This window comes from Leclercia adecarboxylata (genome assembly GCF_006171285.1).
GTDB lineage: Bacteria > Pseudomonadota > Gammaproteobacteria > Enterobacterales > Enterobacteriaceae > Enterobacter > Enterobacter barmai.
The window spans coordinates 3,562,065-3,576,530 of the sequence record NZ_CP040889.1; the positions used below are offsets into that span (position 1 = coordinate 3,562,065).

Sequence of the window (14,466 nt, forward strand, 5' to 3'; positions counted from 1 at the left end):
GAAATGTTTAGTTACATGAAAACCCGCGTTAGACATCACGAATCACAAAGAGTTTCACAAGTTTTTTTGATATATTTAAAACTTACGGATTTACTTGAAGCACATTTGAGGTGGTTATGAAAAAAATTGCATGTCTTTCAGCACTGGCAGCTGTTCTGGCTGTTTCCGCAGGTTCCGCAGTCGCAGCGACCTCTACCGTAACTGGCGGTTACGCTCAGAGCGATATGCAGGGCGTGATGAATAAAACCAACGGTTTCAACCTGAAATATCGCTACGAGCAAGATAACGACCCACTGGGTGTTATCGGTTCCTTCACCTACACTGAGAAAGATCGTAACGATAACGGTGCTTACAATAAAGCTCAGTACTACGGCATCACTGCAGGTCCAGCTTTACGTCTGAACGACTGGGCAAGCATCTACGGTGTTGTGGGTGTTGGCTACGGTAAATTCCAGCAGACTGAAAACCAGGGCTTCAACCGCTCTGCAACCAACAGCGACTACGGCTTCTCCTATGGCGCAGGTATGCAGTTCAACCCAATGGAAAACGTTGCACTGGATGTCTCCTATGAGCAGAGCCGCATCCGTAACGTTGACGTTGGCACCTGGATCGCGGGCGTCGGTTACCGCTTCTAATCACTTCGGTGAGCCAGTAAAAAAACCCGCTTCGGCGGGTTTTTTGTTTTTATCCCTCTCCCTGTGGGCTGAGGGATCCCCACAAAAAAAGTGGCACGATGTGCTCCCTCTCCATTCAGGGAGAGGGCTGGGGTGAGGGGGAATATGCGACTGTGGTGGTGGTTCCGTTCACTGTATGTTTTGCGCTCCTCTGTCAGCCGCGTCACCTGTGAACGTGCTAAGTGGGCTCGCCGCCGCCCCCTTAGCAATCCCGGCTCCCGGCAAAGAAAATCGCCGCTTCGCGGTTCCCTCAGCTTATTCCTTTCGGCTATCGGGTCGGGCGTGATCCTACATCCCTGTAGGTCACGCCCTCTCGGCGCGTCCCTGCGCCTCGCCCCGGCCTGCGGTCAACGCTTCGGCGATTTTCAGCCGGACCAGGGAGTCGCTGTAAGTCGTTTATTATTCTGTGGTTATGTTATTGCTTTGAGAGCAAAAATTTATCGGCTCTTCGTCTCAAACACATCCGTCCCCAGATGGTTGTAATCCACTTTCTGCAGCTTAAAGTTGGTCACATACACCGGCGGTGCCTTGTCGTTCGACAGGAAGCGGTACTTGTTGTCGATCTCTTTGGCGCTGATCCCCGTCCACTGCGAGAAGAAGCTTAAGAAATCATTCGCCGAGCGGCGCGCTTTGATAATGCGATGGGCCTTATCATCACTCGACAGCACCATAAACGGCACCTGGAAGTTCTGCTGGAATGCGTCGTCGTGCGCCAGATACTGCACCTCTTTTCCGCGCTCTTTGAACGCCAGCCCGTGATCGGAGAAATAGACCATCGAGAAACTCTCACCGGTATTTTGCAGCTGGGCATAAAGCTTGCTGAGCAGGTCGTCGGTTTGCGTCATGGTGTAGAGGTAGCACGAGGTCTCTTTCGACTGCACGAAATCGGCATATTTCCCCTGGGTTCGATCGCAGGCCTGCGGGTGCGAACCCATCAGATGCAGCACGATCAGCTGCGGCTGGGTACGATGGCTGCTGAAGACCTGTTCGGTCATCTTCAGTAACGCCTCATCCCGGGTGTTTTTATCCGCCTCAAAATCCCCGCTTTTCAGGAAATGCACTTCGTCCGCGCGTTTGGCGATGCTGGCGATGGCCGTATCGTACTCGCCAATCTGCCCCTGGTTGGAGAACCACCAGCTCTGGAAGCCCGCGCGGTTCGCCAGGGTGACGAAGTTATCCTGATACTGCGGCTTATTGTCCACCACCCGGTTAAGGGTCAGCCCGAGCGACTTCTGCGTGGAACCGCTGGCGGCGATGTAGTCGGTAAACAGGGTGCCGTTAACCTTGCTGGCAAACGGGGTGTTATCCCAGTGGCCGCCAAAGGCACCCAGCGCGTCGCGGCGGGCGCTTTCACCGATCACCACCATATAGATGTGATACTTCGGCTTCACCGCCAGCACGTTCCAGGTGTCCTTCATCTGCGACAGCTCGGCCATCCGGGTCTGCTCTTCAACCACTTCCTGGTTGTTCACTACCACATCTTTGACAAAGCGAAACACCGGATAGCCGGTATCTTTCAGCTTGAACACCCCGCCCCAGGCCAGGTTCTGCACCGGGGCGACAAAAAAGGCCACCACGCTGAACACCAGGCACAGGCTGTCGATCTTGCCCCACGCGTTTTTAGGCTGCGGTTTACGCCGCACGGCAATCACGCCCAGCGCAAAAATAAACAGGGCGACGATATAGCTGTACCACGGGAAGATGGTGAGGATCTCCGTCGACTCTTCCATGTTGGTGGAGTGCATCGCCAGCAGAGTATTAAAGTTTGGCGCGCCGTAGGCCTGACCAAAGGGGAAATACATTGCCGCCACCAGGGAGCAGATCCCGACCACGCCTTTTTGCAGGCGCGGGGCGCCGAGCCACAGCAGATGCAGGACACAGGTGAAGGCGACGGCATACAGCAGGCTGAATTCGTAGCCCAGGGCAAAGTTAATCAGCAGCGACTGTAAAAAATAGAATCCCGTCCACGGGCTTAAGGCCCGGCTGCGGGTAATGAGCGTGTCTTTCAGGGTTAAATTCATAGGTCACTATCGTGAAAACGCCATGTGCTCACCCTGGCGCCAAGGGTCAAAACCTGCCTGAGAATGCGTAGAAGGGGGATTGAGGTCCGCATCTGCGAGCCGCAAAAAGTGCAGGGCTGCAAGAAGATAGAGCCAGCGAGGTATAACGTCAACAGATATAAAGGGGATGTTTTGCGAAGGGGGCTGCAATTCCGTAAAAAAATCGGGGAATAAGCTTCCGCCGGAAAGTATAGCGGCGATAAATGACAGAAAAATGAAGCGGCGTACCGCGACGCCGCTTAGTGGGTGGGTTTGTTCTGCTCTGGCTTGCCGTTAATGATGTCGCAAATCATATTCAGCAGCATTAAGCGTACTTTAAAGGGAGAGTGGCTAAACACGCGCATACACCTCTTGAATTCGTTCATGATGACCTCCTGCGGGTTGATCCCTTCGATCCGTGAAGGGTGACTGCATTACATACAGATATAGCACAGGCTATATTATATGGCTATGGCTATATCGTTAATTTTTTGTGCTTGTCTACCGATGGTTTACAATGTCCGCTTATGCATTGATACGCTTGATGTGTCATCGGATTGAGGAAGCACAATGAACCGCCGTGCAGGTAAACCAACAACAAAAAAAATGACGCAACTGGTCAATGTAGAAGAGCATGTCGAAGGGTTTCGCCAGGTTCGCGAGGCGCATCGTCGCGAACTGATTGATGACTATGTGGAGCTGATCTCAGATCTGATCCGCGAGGTGGGGGAGGCCCGTCAGGTGGATATGGCCGCGCGTCTTGGCGTCTCCCAGCCAACGGTGGCAAAAATGCTCAAGCGCCTGGCAACGGTAGGCCTGATCGAAATGATCCCCTGGCGCGGCGTGTTTCTGACCCCGGAAGGGGAAAAGCTGGCGCAGGCGAGCCGCGAGCGCCACCAGATTGTCGAAAACTTCCTGCTGGTGCTCGGCGTCAGCCCTGAGATTGCCCGCCGGGACGCCGAAGGGATGGAACATCACGTCAGCGAAGAGACGCTGCAGCAGTTCCAGGCCTTTACGCTGAAATACGGATCCTCCGTAGAATGACCCTGCCTGGCCTGCGGGCGCTGGCCCGCGATCGTTTCTTTCATTTACTGCTGATTGTTGGGGCTGGGCTCAGTTTTCTGGTGCCCTTCGCGCCTGAGCGCTGGCCTGCCGCCATCGACTGGCACACCATTATTACCCTCGCCGGGCTGATGATGCTGACCAAAGGGGTTGAGCAGAGCGGCTTTTTTGACGTGCTGGGGCGCAAGATGGTGCGCCGTTTCGCCACCGAGCGGCGGCTGGCGCTCTTTATGGTCTTCTCTGCTGCGCTGCTGTCGACCTTTCTGACCAATGATGTGGCGCTGTTTATCGTGGTGCCGCTCACCCTTACGCTGCGCAAGCTGTGCGAGATCCCGGTTAACCGGCTGATCATCTTTGAAGCCCTGGCGGTGAATGCCGGGTCGCTGCTGACCCCGATTGGTAACCCGCAAAACATCCTCCTGTGGGGGCGCTCCGGACTGTCGTTCGCCGCCTTCACCTGGCAGATGGCGCCCCTGGCGTTGGTGATGATGCTGACCCTGGCGCTGCTGTGCTGGTTTGCATTTCCGGCAACGGCGCTGCGCTATCACAGCGGCAGCGCCTTAGCGCAGTCGAAACCACGGCTGGCGTGGAGCTGTCTGGCGCTCTACCTGGTGTTTCTGGTGGCGCTCGATCTGAAGCAGGAGTTGTGGGGCGTGCTGCTTGTGGCGGGGGGCTTCCTGCTGCTGGCGCGTCGGGTGCTTATTAGCGTCGACTGGACGCTGCTGCTGGTGTTCATGGCGATGTTTATCGACGTGCATCTGCTGATTCAGGTTCCGGCCCTGCACGGCGTGCTGCAGAACGTCACTCATCTGTCGCAGCCGGGGCTGTGGCTGACCGCCATCGGGCTGTCGCAGTTTATCAGCAACGTGCCTTCCACAATCCTGCTGCTTAACTATGTTCCGCCGACGGCGCTGCTGGCCTGGGCGGTAAACGTCGGCGGCTTTGGCCTGCTGCCGGGATCCCTCGCCAACCTTATCGCCCTGCGGATGGCAAACGATCGCCGGATCTGGTGGCGCTTCCATCTCTGGTCCCTGCCGATGCTGGTCTGGGCCGCCCTTGTCGGTTTCGGATTATTCCTTCTCATATAGTGCCATATTTGTCAGTTTTTCCTGGCAAATGTATAGCAACGTCCTAACTTTAGTGAGCGGTATAAATTGTGATACCGCTCACTAACAGGACGGATGCTGTTCTATGGCAGAAGAAAATCACTCCTCTGAAAACACCGATAATAAAGAGACTGAACGTAAACGCCCCGGCAAAAAGCCGCTCATCATTCTGGGGATAGTGGTGATCGTGATGGTCATCGTGGCGCTGGTATGGTGGTTTATGACCCGCAATCAGGAGACCACCGACGACGCCTTCACCGAAGGTGACGCTGTCACAATTGCCCCGAAAACCGCAGGCTATGTCACAGAACTGCGGGTACGGGATAACCAGCGGGTGAAAAAAGGCGATCTGCTGGTGACCATCGATCCCCGGGACACGGCTGCCCAGCGCGATCAGGCCAAAGCCCAGCTTGGGCTCGCCGAGGCCCAGCTGCATCAGGCTCAGGCGCAGCTTGCGCTCTCGAAGGTGCAATATCCCGCCCAGCGCGATGAAGCCAGCGCCCAGGTGATCAAAGCCCAGGCCGATCTCGCTAATGCCCAGGCGGAATACCGCCGCCAGCGCGGCGTCGATCCCCGCGCCACCACGCAACAGAGCATCGACGCGGCCAACGCCCAGCTGCGCAGCGCCCAGGCTCAGCTTGCCAGCGCCAAAGCCCAGCTAGAGGTGGCCTCCCAGGTGCAACTGCAAATTCGCCAGCAGGAGACCAACGTCGAAGCCCGGGAACGCCAGGTCGAGCAGGCGCGCGCCCAGCTGGAGACCGCCGAGCTGAACCTTTCATACACCGAGGTCCGCGCCCCCTTTGACGGTTACGTCACTAAACGCAACGTCCAGACCGGCACCCTGGTGCAGGCGGGCACCGCGCTCTTCTCGCTGGTTTCGACCGATATCTGGGTGGTCGCCAACTTTAAAGAGTCCCAGCTGGAGCGGATGCGCCCTGGCAACAAGGTGACGCTGAGCGTTGACGGCTGGCCGGATCTGGAGCTGGAAGGGCATATCGACTCCATCCAGCAGGGGAGCGGCTCGCGCTTTGCCGCCTTCCCGTCGGAGAACGCCACCGGTAATTTCGTGAAGATCGTCCAGCGCGTGCCGGTGAAAATCGTTATCGATAAAGGACTGGATCCCAACATGCCGCTGCCGCTCGGTCTGTCGGTTGAACCGAAGGTCACCGTGGAATGACCGACCACAGCCACGAAAACTGGCGGCCCGCCAGCAACCCGTGGGCGGTGGCGATTGTCGTCACCCTCGCGGTGTTTATGGAGATCCTCGACACCACCATCGTCAACGTGGCCTTGCCCCACGTGGCGGGGTCGCTTTCGGCCAGCTACGACGAATCCACCTGGGTGCTCACCAGCTATCTGGTGGCCAACGGCATCGTGCTGCCCATCTCGGCGTTTCTGAGCCGGGTCTTTGGCCGCAAGCAGTTCTTCCTGATCTGCATCGTGATGTTCACCGTCTGCTCCTTCCTGTGCGGGATCGCCACCGAGCTGTGGCAGATCATTCTTTTCCGCATCATGCAGGGCTTCTTCGGCGGCGGGCTCCAGCCTACCCAGCAGTCGGTGCTGCTCGACTACTTTAAGCCGGAAGATCGCGGTAAGGCGTTTGGCCTGTCGTCCATCGCCATCATCGTTGCCCCGGTGCTCGGGCCAACGCTCGGGGGCTGGATCACCGATAACTACTCCTGGCGCTGGGTGTTCTTTATTAACATCCCGGTGGGGATCGTGACGGTGCTGGCCATCTACCAGCTGCTGGAGGATCCGCCCTGGGAGAGCAAATCAAAAGAGAAGATCCCCATCGACTGGACGGGGATCGGGCTTATCGCGCTTGGGCTGGGCTGCCTGCAGGTAATGCTCGACCGGGGTGAGGACGAAGACTGGTTTAACTCGAACTTTACCCGCACCTTCGCCGTGCTGACGCTGATCGGCATTATCGGGGCCATCTACTGGCTGCTGTACGCCAAAAAGCCGGTGGTGGATCTGCACTGCATGAAGGATAAAAACTTCGCCATCTCCAGCCTGCTGATGGCCGGTATGGCGATGATCCTTTACGGCAGTTCGGTGGTGATCCCCCAGCTGGCGCAGCAGGATCTGGGCTATACCGCCACCTGGTCGGGGCTGGTGCTCTCGCCCGGCGCGATCCTCATCGTTCTGACCATTCCGCTGGTGCTGAAGCTGATGCCAATCGTGCAGACGCGCTGGATCATCGCCTTCGGCTTTACCTGCCTGGCGGTGTCATTCTTCTGGTCGCGCACGCTGACGCCGGACATCGACTTCGAGACGCTGGTGTTGTTCCGCAGCGCCCAGTCGATTGGGCTGGGGTTCCTGTTTGTTCCCCTTACCACCATCGCCTTTATCTCGATCCCCCGACAGTTGAACGCCGACGCCGCGGCGCTCTTTACCATGTTCCGCAACGTGGCGGGGTCGGTGGGTATTTCGCTCTCGACGGCGGCCATCACCGAGCGCTCGCAGGCCCACAGCGCCCATCTGGCGACGCACACCTCGGCGTTCGACGAGCCGTTCCAGCAGACGCTGCGCGAGATGGCGCAGGCGGTGCAGAACTTCACCACCCAGGTGGGCGATCCCGCCGGTATCGCTACCGGGCGCATGTACCAGGTGATGATCGAACAGTCGCGTTTCCTGGCCTACGTGGACGTCTTCACCATTCTGAGCGTCGTGGCCCTTTTACTGATCCCGTTTTGTTTGTTGCTCTCGCCGGTTAAGAGCGAGGGGAGTGCAGGAGCACACTGATGATTCGACGTTTAAGTCCCCTGATGTTAATGCTGATGCTGGCGGGCTGCGCCGTGGGGCCTGATTATCAGCAGCCCGTACCCCAGACCCCGACCCACTGGAACGATCCGGGGGACCGGGGCGTGAAATCGCAAGCCGCATCAAGCGCGACCAACCCTCGTTGGTGGAAAACCTTCGCCGATCCGCAGCTCGACAGCCTGATTGAGCGCGCCATCGCCGGTAACCTGTCGCTGCAGCAAACCGTGCTGCGCATCGCCGGCGCGAGGGAGCAGATCAACCAGGCGGGCGGAGCTTTCTTCCCGGCGGTGAACGGCAACCTGCAGGCCACCCGGCAGCAGCTGGGGCTGGAGGGTGAGCTGAAATCCCACGGCGTCTACGACCAACTGGACGACGTCGATCCTGAACTGCGCGGCGCGCTGGGGCCGCTGACCCAGCCGATTAACCTTTATCAGGGCAGCTTTGACGCCCAGTGGGAGCTGGATCTGTGGGGCAAGGTGCGCCGTCAGGTTGAGGCCGCTAACGCCCAGCAGCAGGCGGCCATCGAGCAGCGCAACGACGCCCTGGTGTCGCTGGAGGCGGAAGTCGCCCGCGCCTGGCTCCAGCTGCGCGGGGCCCAGAGCTCTATCGCCACCCTCAACACCCAGATCGAGAGCGCGCAGCAGACGCTGGAGCTCACCGACAGCCGCCAGCGCGGCGGCCTGTCGCCGCAGATGGACGTGGAGAACGCCCGCGCCCAGCTCGGCAACCTGGAGGCGCAGCTTCCGCAATATGAAGCCCAGGCGCGACAGGCGATGAACGGTCTGGCGATCCTGCTCGGCAAACCGCCGGGCGCGCTGGACGGCGAGCTGCAGGCCAGCAAACCGCTGCCCGCGCTGCCGGAGATTGTTCCCACCGGCATTCCTTCCACCCTGGCGCGACGCCGTCCGGACGTGCGGGAAGCCGAAGCCCGGCTTCATGCCGCCACCGCGCAGATCGGCGTCTCGGTGGCGCAGCTGTTCCCCAGCGTCTCGCTCAGCGGCCAGTTTGGCCTGCGTAACAGCGAAGCCAGCTGGCTGACCGACTGGAGCAGCCACTTCTACAGCGTCGGGCCGCAGGTCTCCATCCCCATCTTCCAGGGCGGTCGGCTGGTCTCCAGCGTGAAGGTTGCCCGCGCCCAGCAGGGCGCCGCCGTGCTGGATTACCGCCAGACGGTGCTCACCGCGCTGGGGGATGTGGAAAACGCGCTGGTCAGCTACCGCACCGACCAGAAGCGGGAAGCAGGATTAAGCAAAACCATTGATGCGCTGCAAAACGCCTTCGATCTGGCGAGCAGCAGCTACCGGCAGGGGATCGCCACCTTTATCGACGTGCTGGATGCCCAGCGCCAGCTGGCGCAGGCGCAGCAGCAGCGCGATCAGGCCCGGGTGCAAAGTGCGCTGGATCTGGTGGCGCTGTATAAAGCGCTCGGCGGCGGATGGGAGCCGTATCAGGAGGTGCAGTTGCCGGACTATGCGGTGTTTGGGGATGCGGTGAGGGGATGATTTCGCCCCGTAGGCCCGGCAAGCGTAGCGCCGCCGGGCATTGCCGCACGCAGCACTAACAGACAATAAAAAAGCGGGCTTCGAAGCCCGCTTTTTTGATTTTACATTCCGCAATCAGTTCAAACGAACCGGCATCCCGGAACGATTCTGAATCGCCTGATCCACAATAGTGGCATCCACATCCGGCTGACCGGTGATGGCCTGCACGTTGCTGGTCAGGGTCACTGGCACCGTCACGTTGTTATTGATCTGGTCTTCGCTGGTAGACAGCGGGTTATGCACTTCGAGGTAACGGCTACCATCCGGCTCGGTGGTGGCTTTAACCGGCTCGTTAATGAACTGCACGCGAGTCCCTACCGGCACGTTTTCGAACAGGAATTTGATGTCGTCGTTACGCAGACGCACGCAGCCGTGGCTCACGCGCAGACCGATACCGAAGTTGGCGTTGGTACCGTGGATCGCATACAGACGGCCAATGTACAGCGCATACAGACCCATTGGGTTATCCGGGCCAGCAGGAACAACGGCTGGCAGCGGCTCGCCCGCAGCGATATATTCCGCGTGCATTTTCGCGGTTGGAGTCCAGGTTGGGCCTGCTTTCTTACGCTCAACTTTGGTGGTCCAGTTCATCGGAGTATCTTTACCCAGCTGGCCGATACCGATAGGCAGCACGATCACGGTGTTGGTGCCTTTAGGGTAGTAGTACAGACGCATTTCGGCGCTGTTGATAACGATACCTTCATGCACGGTATCCGGCAGGATCAGCTGCTGAGGAATGTTCAGCACGGTACCGCCTTTCGGCAGGTAAGGGTCAACACCCGGGTTGGCTTCCATCATGTTGGAGAGGCCGAGCTGATATTCTGCTGCGAAATATTCCAGCGGCTGGGTGTTGCCTTCTTCAATGGTCACAACCTGGTTCTGACCCACCAGACGGCTACCGTCGGTTGGCAGTGGATAGGTGACAGCAGAAGCGGTCTTGCAAAACCCTACTACGGCAAACGCCGCTGCAAAAAGCGAAGTTAATTTCATATTCATGGTGTGCGAGGTATCTGTGCCACTTGGCAGGTTATTAAAAGTCAGAACGGTTCAGGGAGCGCATTATATGTGCATTCCCCCCCGCATGGAATTCGGATGTGTACTAAATCACACTTTTTTCCGTTTCGTTAAAGTTTAGCGGCATGTTGTTACACGGGATCTCATTTCGGAATTGTGGCATAATGCCGGGTTTATCACACTTCTCGCAGGAATCTCCCGTGTTAGTTACCAGCAACGTCACTATGCAGTTTGGCAGTAAGCCGCTGTTCGAAAACATTTCCGTCAAATTTGGCGGCGGCAACCGTTACGGCCTGATTGGTGCCAACGGTAGCGGAAAATCCACCTTCATGAAGATCCTCGGCGGCGATTTAGAGCCGACCCTGGGTAACGTTTCTCTCGATCCGAACGAGCGCATCGGTAAGCTGCGTCAGGATCAGTTCGCCTTCGAAGCGTTCACCGTTCTTGACACGGTGATCATGGGACACGTTGAGCTGTGGGAAGTGAAGCAGGAGCGCGACCGCATCTACTCACTTGCCGAAATGAGCGAAGAAGACGGCTATAAAGTGGCCGATCTCGAAACCCTGTACGGCGAAATGGACGGCTACTCTGCCGAATCCCGCGCCGGTGAACTGCTGCTCGGCGTCGGTATTCCGGTTGAACAGCATTACGGTCTGATGAGCGAAGTCGCGCCAGGCTGGAAGCTGCGTGTTCTGCTGGCGCAGGCGCTGTTCTCTAACCCGGACATCCTGCTGCTCGACGAACCAACGAACAACCTGGACATCGACACCATTCGCTGGCTGGAGCAGACGCTGAACGAGCGTAACAGCACCATGATCATCATCTCGCACGACCGTCACTTCCTGAACATGGTCTGCACCCACATGGCCGATCTGGACTACGGCGAGCTGCGCGTTTATGCGGGCAACTACGACGAGTACATGACCGCCGCGACCCAGGCGCGTGAGCGTCTGCTGGCCGACAACGCCAAGAAAAAGGCGCAGATTGCGGACCTGCAATCCTTCGTCAGCCGCTTTAGCGCCAACGCCTCTAAATCGCGTCAGGCCACCTCGCGTGCCCGTCAGATCGACAAAATCAAGCTGGATGAGGTTAAAGCCTCCAGCCGCCAGAACCCGTTCATCCGCTTCGAGCAGGATAAAAAACTGTTCCGTAACGCGCTGGAAGTGGAAGCCCTCACCAAAGGCTTTGACGATGGCCCGCTGTTTAAAAACTTCAACCTGCTGCTGGAAGTGGGCGAGAAGATTGCGATCATCGGCGCCAACGGCGTGGGTAAATCCACCATGCTGAAAACCCTGGTGGGTGAGCTTCAGCCTGACAACGGCACCGTGAAATGGTCTGAGAATGCGCAGATTGGTTACTACGCGCAGGATCATGCCGAAGATTTCGACAACGACCTGACCGTTTTCGACTGGATGAGCCAGTGGAAATCCGAAGGCGACGACGAGCAGGTGGTGCGCAGCTTCCTGGGCCGTCTGCTGTTCAGCCAGGACGACATCAAAAAGCCAGCGAAGGTGCTCTCCGGTGGTGAGAAGGGCCGTATGCTGTTCGGTAAGCTGATGATGCAGAAACCGAACATTCTGGTGATGGACGAACCGACCAACCACCTGGATATGGAATCGATCGAATCGCTGAACATGGCGCTGGAGATGTATCAGGGCACCCTGATCTTCGTCTCTCACGACCGTGAGTTCGTCAGCTCGCTGGCGACCCGCGTGATTGAAATTACGCCAGAGCGCGTGGTGGACTTCAGCGGTAATTACGAAGACTATCTGCGCAGCAAAGGCATCGACAACTAAGATACACCCCTCACCCTAACCCTCTCCCCACAGGGGAGAGGGGACTGTTCGGTGCGGTTTTCACCCTCTCCCCTATGGGGAGAGGGCCGGGGTGAGGGGCTGTTAAACCACCCACTCACCCCCTTCAACCCCATTCACCAGCAGCTTACGGTTTTCCCCTTTCGGTAACGACACCTTCAGCGCTTTCCACGCCGGACGATAGTCTCCGCGCGCACCGACGTTCAGGTTTATGGTTGCCCCATCGCAGACCATCTCCCACTCCACCCACAGCGCGTTGCCGTTCTGGTAGCCCCAGCTTTCACCGTCGTCTTCAAACAGCAGGCCGGATGTCGTGCCCACGCCTTTAAGCGGGAACAGTTTCAGTTTGCGGGTATCGTCTTTCTCAGCGCTCACATGGGTAATGCGCTCGCTGAGCGGCAGACCGGCACCGGCGCGAACCAGCAGCGGCAGTTTTTCCAGCGGCGCGTCGCGGACGATCCACTGCCCGCCGGAGAACCACTCCTGGGAGTAAAAATCGTACCAGCCGGTTTCATTATCCGGCAGCCAGACCCGGCGCTCGCGCTGTCCGGCTTCGACGACGCTTGCCACCAGCAGGTCGCGGCCCAGCAGGAAATCGTCGCACTCCTCAAAGGTCTGCGCATCGTGCTCGTGATCGAGGAACGTCGGGCGAAGCATCGGCTCGTCATCGGCATGCGCCTGCCACAGCAGGGTGTAAAGATACGGCAGCAGGCGATAGCGCAGCTCAATGGCACCGCGAATGGCCGGCGTGACGCCCGGATACATCCACGGCTCGTTCACGGTGGCATCATCATTCCACGAGTGAATGGTAAAGCGCGGATGCATCACGCCGTTTTGCACCCAGCGGACAAACAGCTCCGCGTCCGGCTTATCGCCGGAGAACCCGCCCACGTCATGACCGACGTTAAACAGCCCCGATAAGCTCATCCCCACACCCATGCGGGTGTTGTAGCGCAGGGTGTCCCAGTTGGTGCGGTTATCGCCGCTCCAGGTCTGGACGTAACGCTGCATCCCGGCGCAGCCGGAGCGGGAGATCAGGTACGGGCGTTTTTCCGGCGCGAAGCGCTGCTGGGCCTCCATCGAGGCGCGCATCATCAGCAGCGGCATCACCGGGCGAATATGCTTGATGGCGATCTCCTTGCCGAAGCCAAAGCAGCGCGCTTCCCCGTCCCACACCTCGAACTCATTGTTGTCGTTCCAGGTGGAGTCGATGCCCATCTCCAGCAGCTGGGTGGTCACCCCTTGCTGCCACCACTGCACGGTCTGCGGGTTGGTAAAGTCGAGGTGCGACCCTTCGTCATCCCAGAAGCTTGAACGTTCTGGCGCGTCGGTTTCTGAATCGCGGATGAACAGACCGCTCTCCGCCACTTCGTTATAGCGCGGATGGTCCTGCAGCAGGCACGGCTTGATGTTCGCTGCAAGCTTCAGCCCGGCATCGTGGAACGCCTGGCTCATCACCTTCGGCTGCGGCACCTTGTCGTAGTTCCAGTTGAAGACGTAGCGCTTGCCGTTGATGGAGGTATAGCCGGAAGAGAGCTGGAAGGAGTCGCAGGGAATGGCGTGCTCTTCGCACAGGCGGATAAAGTTCATCAGCTGGTTTTGCGCGTCCGGGGCGTCGGTGTAGTGCATGGTCGACCCGCTGTAGCCCAGGCTCCATTTCGGTCCGAACAGCGTTTTCCCGGTGAGGCGCACGAAGGCTTTGGTGACGTCCAGCACCCGTTTGCCGGTAAAGATGTAGTAATCGATATCGCCCGCTTCCGCCTGCCAGCGGCGATAGGCGGTGTGGTAGTTGTCGATCTCGTTGCCCAGATCCAGCCAGCAGCTGCTCAGATTGTCGTAAAACAGGCCATAGCTCACGTCGTCCCGGCGGGTGATGGTGAACGGAATGTGCTTATACAGCGGGTCGGTGCTGACCGCGTTATAGCCCATCGCGTCCAGGTTACGCATCTCATAGCGCTTGCCGTTGCGCTGCAGATCGCCCGCTTTTTCACCCAGGCCGTAAAAACGTTCATCCTTGCGGCGGCTCAGGTAGTGCGCCGCGCCGTCGCCGTGGGCGTTCACCAGATAGGCGCTGGTCGGACGGTCATTTACCAGCGGCTGCCACTCCCCGGCCTCGTTGCGATAGTGCCACTCCAGCCACAGCGGCTGGTGGACGGTGACGCGCAGCTGTTCGGTGGCAACGGTCAGCACATCGTCCTGCTGCGTCAGCGTCCAGGCAGGGCAGGTGAACCCGCTCAGGTCGTCGCGGCGGCGGCCTTCCCACGGCACGTCCTGCTCCGGAGCGATGCTCCAGGTGCGGTCCAGCGCCAGTTCGCCTTTGCGTTTAATCAGCACCCGGAACAGGTTCTGTTCCAGCACATACAGGCACAGGCGGTGCTGCTCATCGACCAGCAGTTCCAGATGGTTCGCAGACTGTTTCTCGACGGTCCAGTTTTTCAGGGTTTTCATATGCA

At 58.7% G+C, this 14,466-nt stretch carries 11 protein-coding genes; 7 read left to right on the forward strand and 4 right to left on the reverse strand.

Annotated elements, in window-relative coordinates; all coding sequences use genetic code 11:
* Positions 1–116 precede the first annotated feature (116 nt).
* The gene (ompX, locus tag FHN83_RS18785) at positions 117–635 is read left to right on the forward strand and encodes an outer membrane protein OmpX (RefSeq protein WP_039029412.1); all 519 of its coding nucleotides are present in this window, start codon (positions 117–119) and stop codon (positions 633–635) included.
* 476 nt (positions 636–1,111) lie between these two features.
* Here ompX and FHN83_RS18795 read toward each other — a convergent pair whose 3' ends face one another.
* Together FHN83_RS18795 and mntS are read right to left on the reverse strand one after the other, a co-directional pair.
* Positions 1,112–2,695: a phosphoethanolamine transferase gene (locus FHN83_RS18795; RefSeq protein ID WP_139564601.1), complete on the reverse strand. Its 1,584-nt coding sequence runs from the start codon at positions 2,693–2,695 to the stop codon at positions 1,112–1,114.
* Positions 2,696–2,973: 278 nt separating this feature from the next.
* Positions 2,974–3,099 (reverse strand): manganase accumulation protein MntS, encoded by a 126-nt coding sequence (gene mntS / locus FHN83_RS18800; RefSeq protein WP_039032705.1) that lies wholly within the window; start codon positions 3,097–3,099, stop codon positions 2,974–2,976.
* A gap of 184 nt (positions 3,100–3,283) precedes the next feature.
* On the opposite strand from mntS, the gene mntR reads away from it, so the two are divergent.
* The 5 genes from mntR (at position 3,284) to FHN83_RS18825 (ending at position 9,146) form a co-directional block, all read left to right on the forward strand.
* Complete coding sequence (gene mntR / locus FHN83_RS18805) at positions 3,284–3,757, forward strand: manganese-binding transcriptional regulator MntR (RefSeq protein WP_039032704.1); 474 nt, start codon at positions 3,284–3,286, stop codon at positions 3,755–3,757.
* Positions 3,754–4,863 carry an anion transporter gene (locus FHN83_RS18810; protein WP_039032703.1) on the forward strand — a complete coding sequence of 370 codons (1,110 nt, stop codon included), beginning with the start codon at positions 3,754–3,756 and terminating at the stop codon, positions 4,861–4,863. Before mntR ends, FHN83_RS18810 begins: the two co-directional genes overlap by 4 nt.
* Before the next feature lie 103 nt (positions 4,864–4,966).
* The gene (locus FHN83_RS18815) at positions 4,967–6,058 is read left to right on the forward strand and encodes an HlyD family secretion protein (protein ID WP_139564602.1); all 1,092 of its coding nucleotides are present in this window, start codon (positions 4,967–4,969) and stop codon (positions 6,056–6,058) included.
* On the forward strand, positions 6,055–7,626 hold the full coding sequence (locus FHN83_RS18820) for a DHA2 family efflux MFS transporter permease subunit (protein ID WP_139564603.1): 1,572 nt from the start codon (positions 6,055–6,057) through the stop codon (positions 7,624–7,626). The genes FHN83_RS18815 and FHN83_RS18820 overlap by 4 nt, the downstream gene beginning before the upstream one ends.
* Positions 7,623–9,146, forward strand: coding sequence for an efflux transporter outer membrane subunit (locus tag FHN83_RS18825; RefSeq protein ID WP_176556543.1), 1,524 nt, complete (start codon positions 7,623–7,625; stop codon positions 9,144–9,146). Before FHN83_RS18820 ends, FHN83_RS18825 begins: the two co-directional genes overlap by 4 nt.
* A 114-nt stretch (positions 9,147–9,260) precedes the next feature.
* Here the strand turns inward: FHN83_RS18825 and ldtB are convergent, their stop codons facing one another.
* Positions 9,261–10,181 (reverse strand): L,D-transpeptidase, encoded by a 921-nt coding sequence (gene ldtB / locus FHN83_RS18830; protein WP_039032699.1) that lies wholly within the window; start codon positions 10,179–10,181, stop codon positions 9,261–9,263.
* A 218-nt stretch (positions 10,182–10,399) separates the two neighbouring features.
* On the opposite strand from ldtB, the gene FHN83_RS18835 reads away from it, so the two are divergent.
* On the forward strand, positions 10,400–11,995 hold the full coding sequence (locus FHN83_RS18835) for an ABC-F family ATPase (RefSeq protein WP_039032698.1): 1,596 nt from the start codon (positions 10,400–10,402) through the stop codon (positions 11,993–11,995).
* A 102-nt stretch (positions 11,996–12,097) separates the two neighbouring features.
* Here FHN83_RS18835 and FHN83_RS18840 read toward each other — a convergent pair whose 3' ends face one another.
* On the reverse strand, positions 12,098–14,461 hold the full coding sequence (locus FHN83_RS18840) for a TIM-barrel domain-containing protein (RefSeq protein WP_139564605.1): 2,364 nt from the start codon (positions 14,459–14,461) through the stop codon (positions 12,098–12,100).
* Positions 14,462–14,466 lie beyond the last annotated feature (5 nt).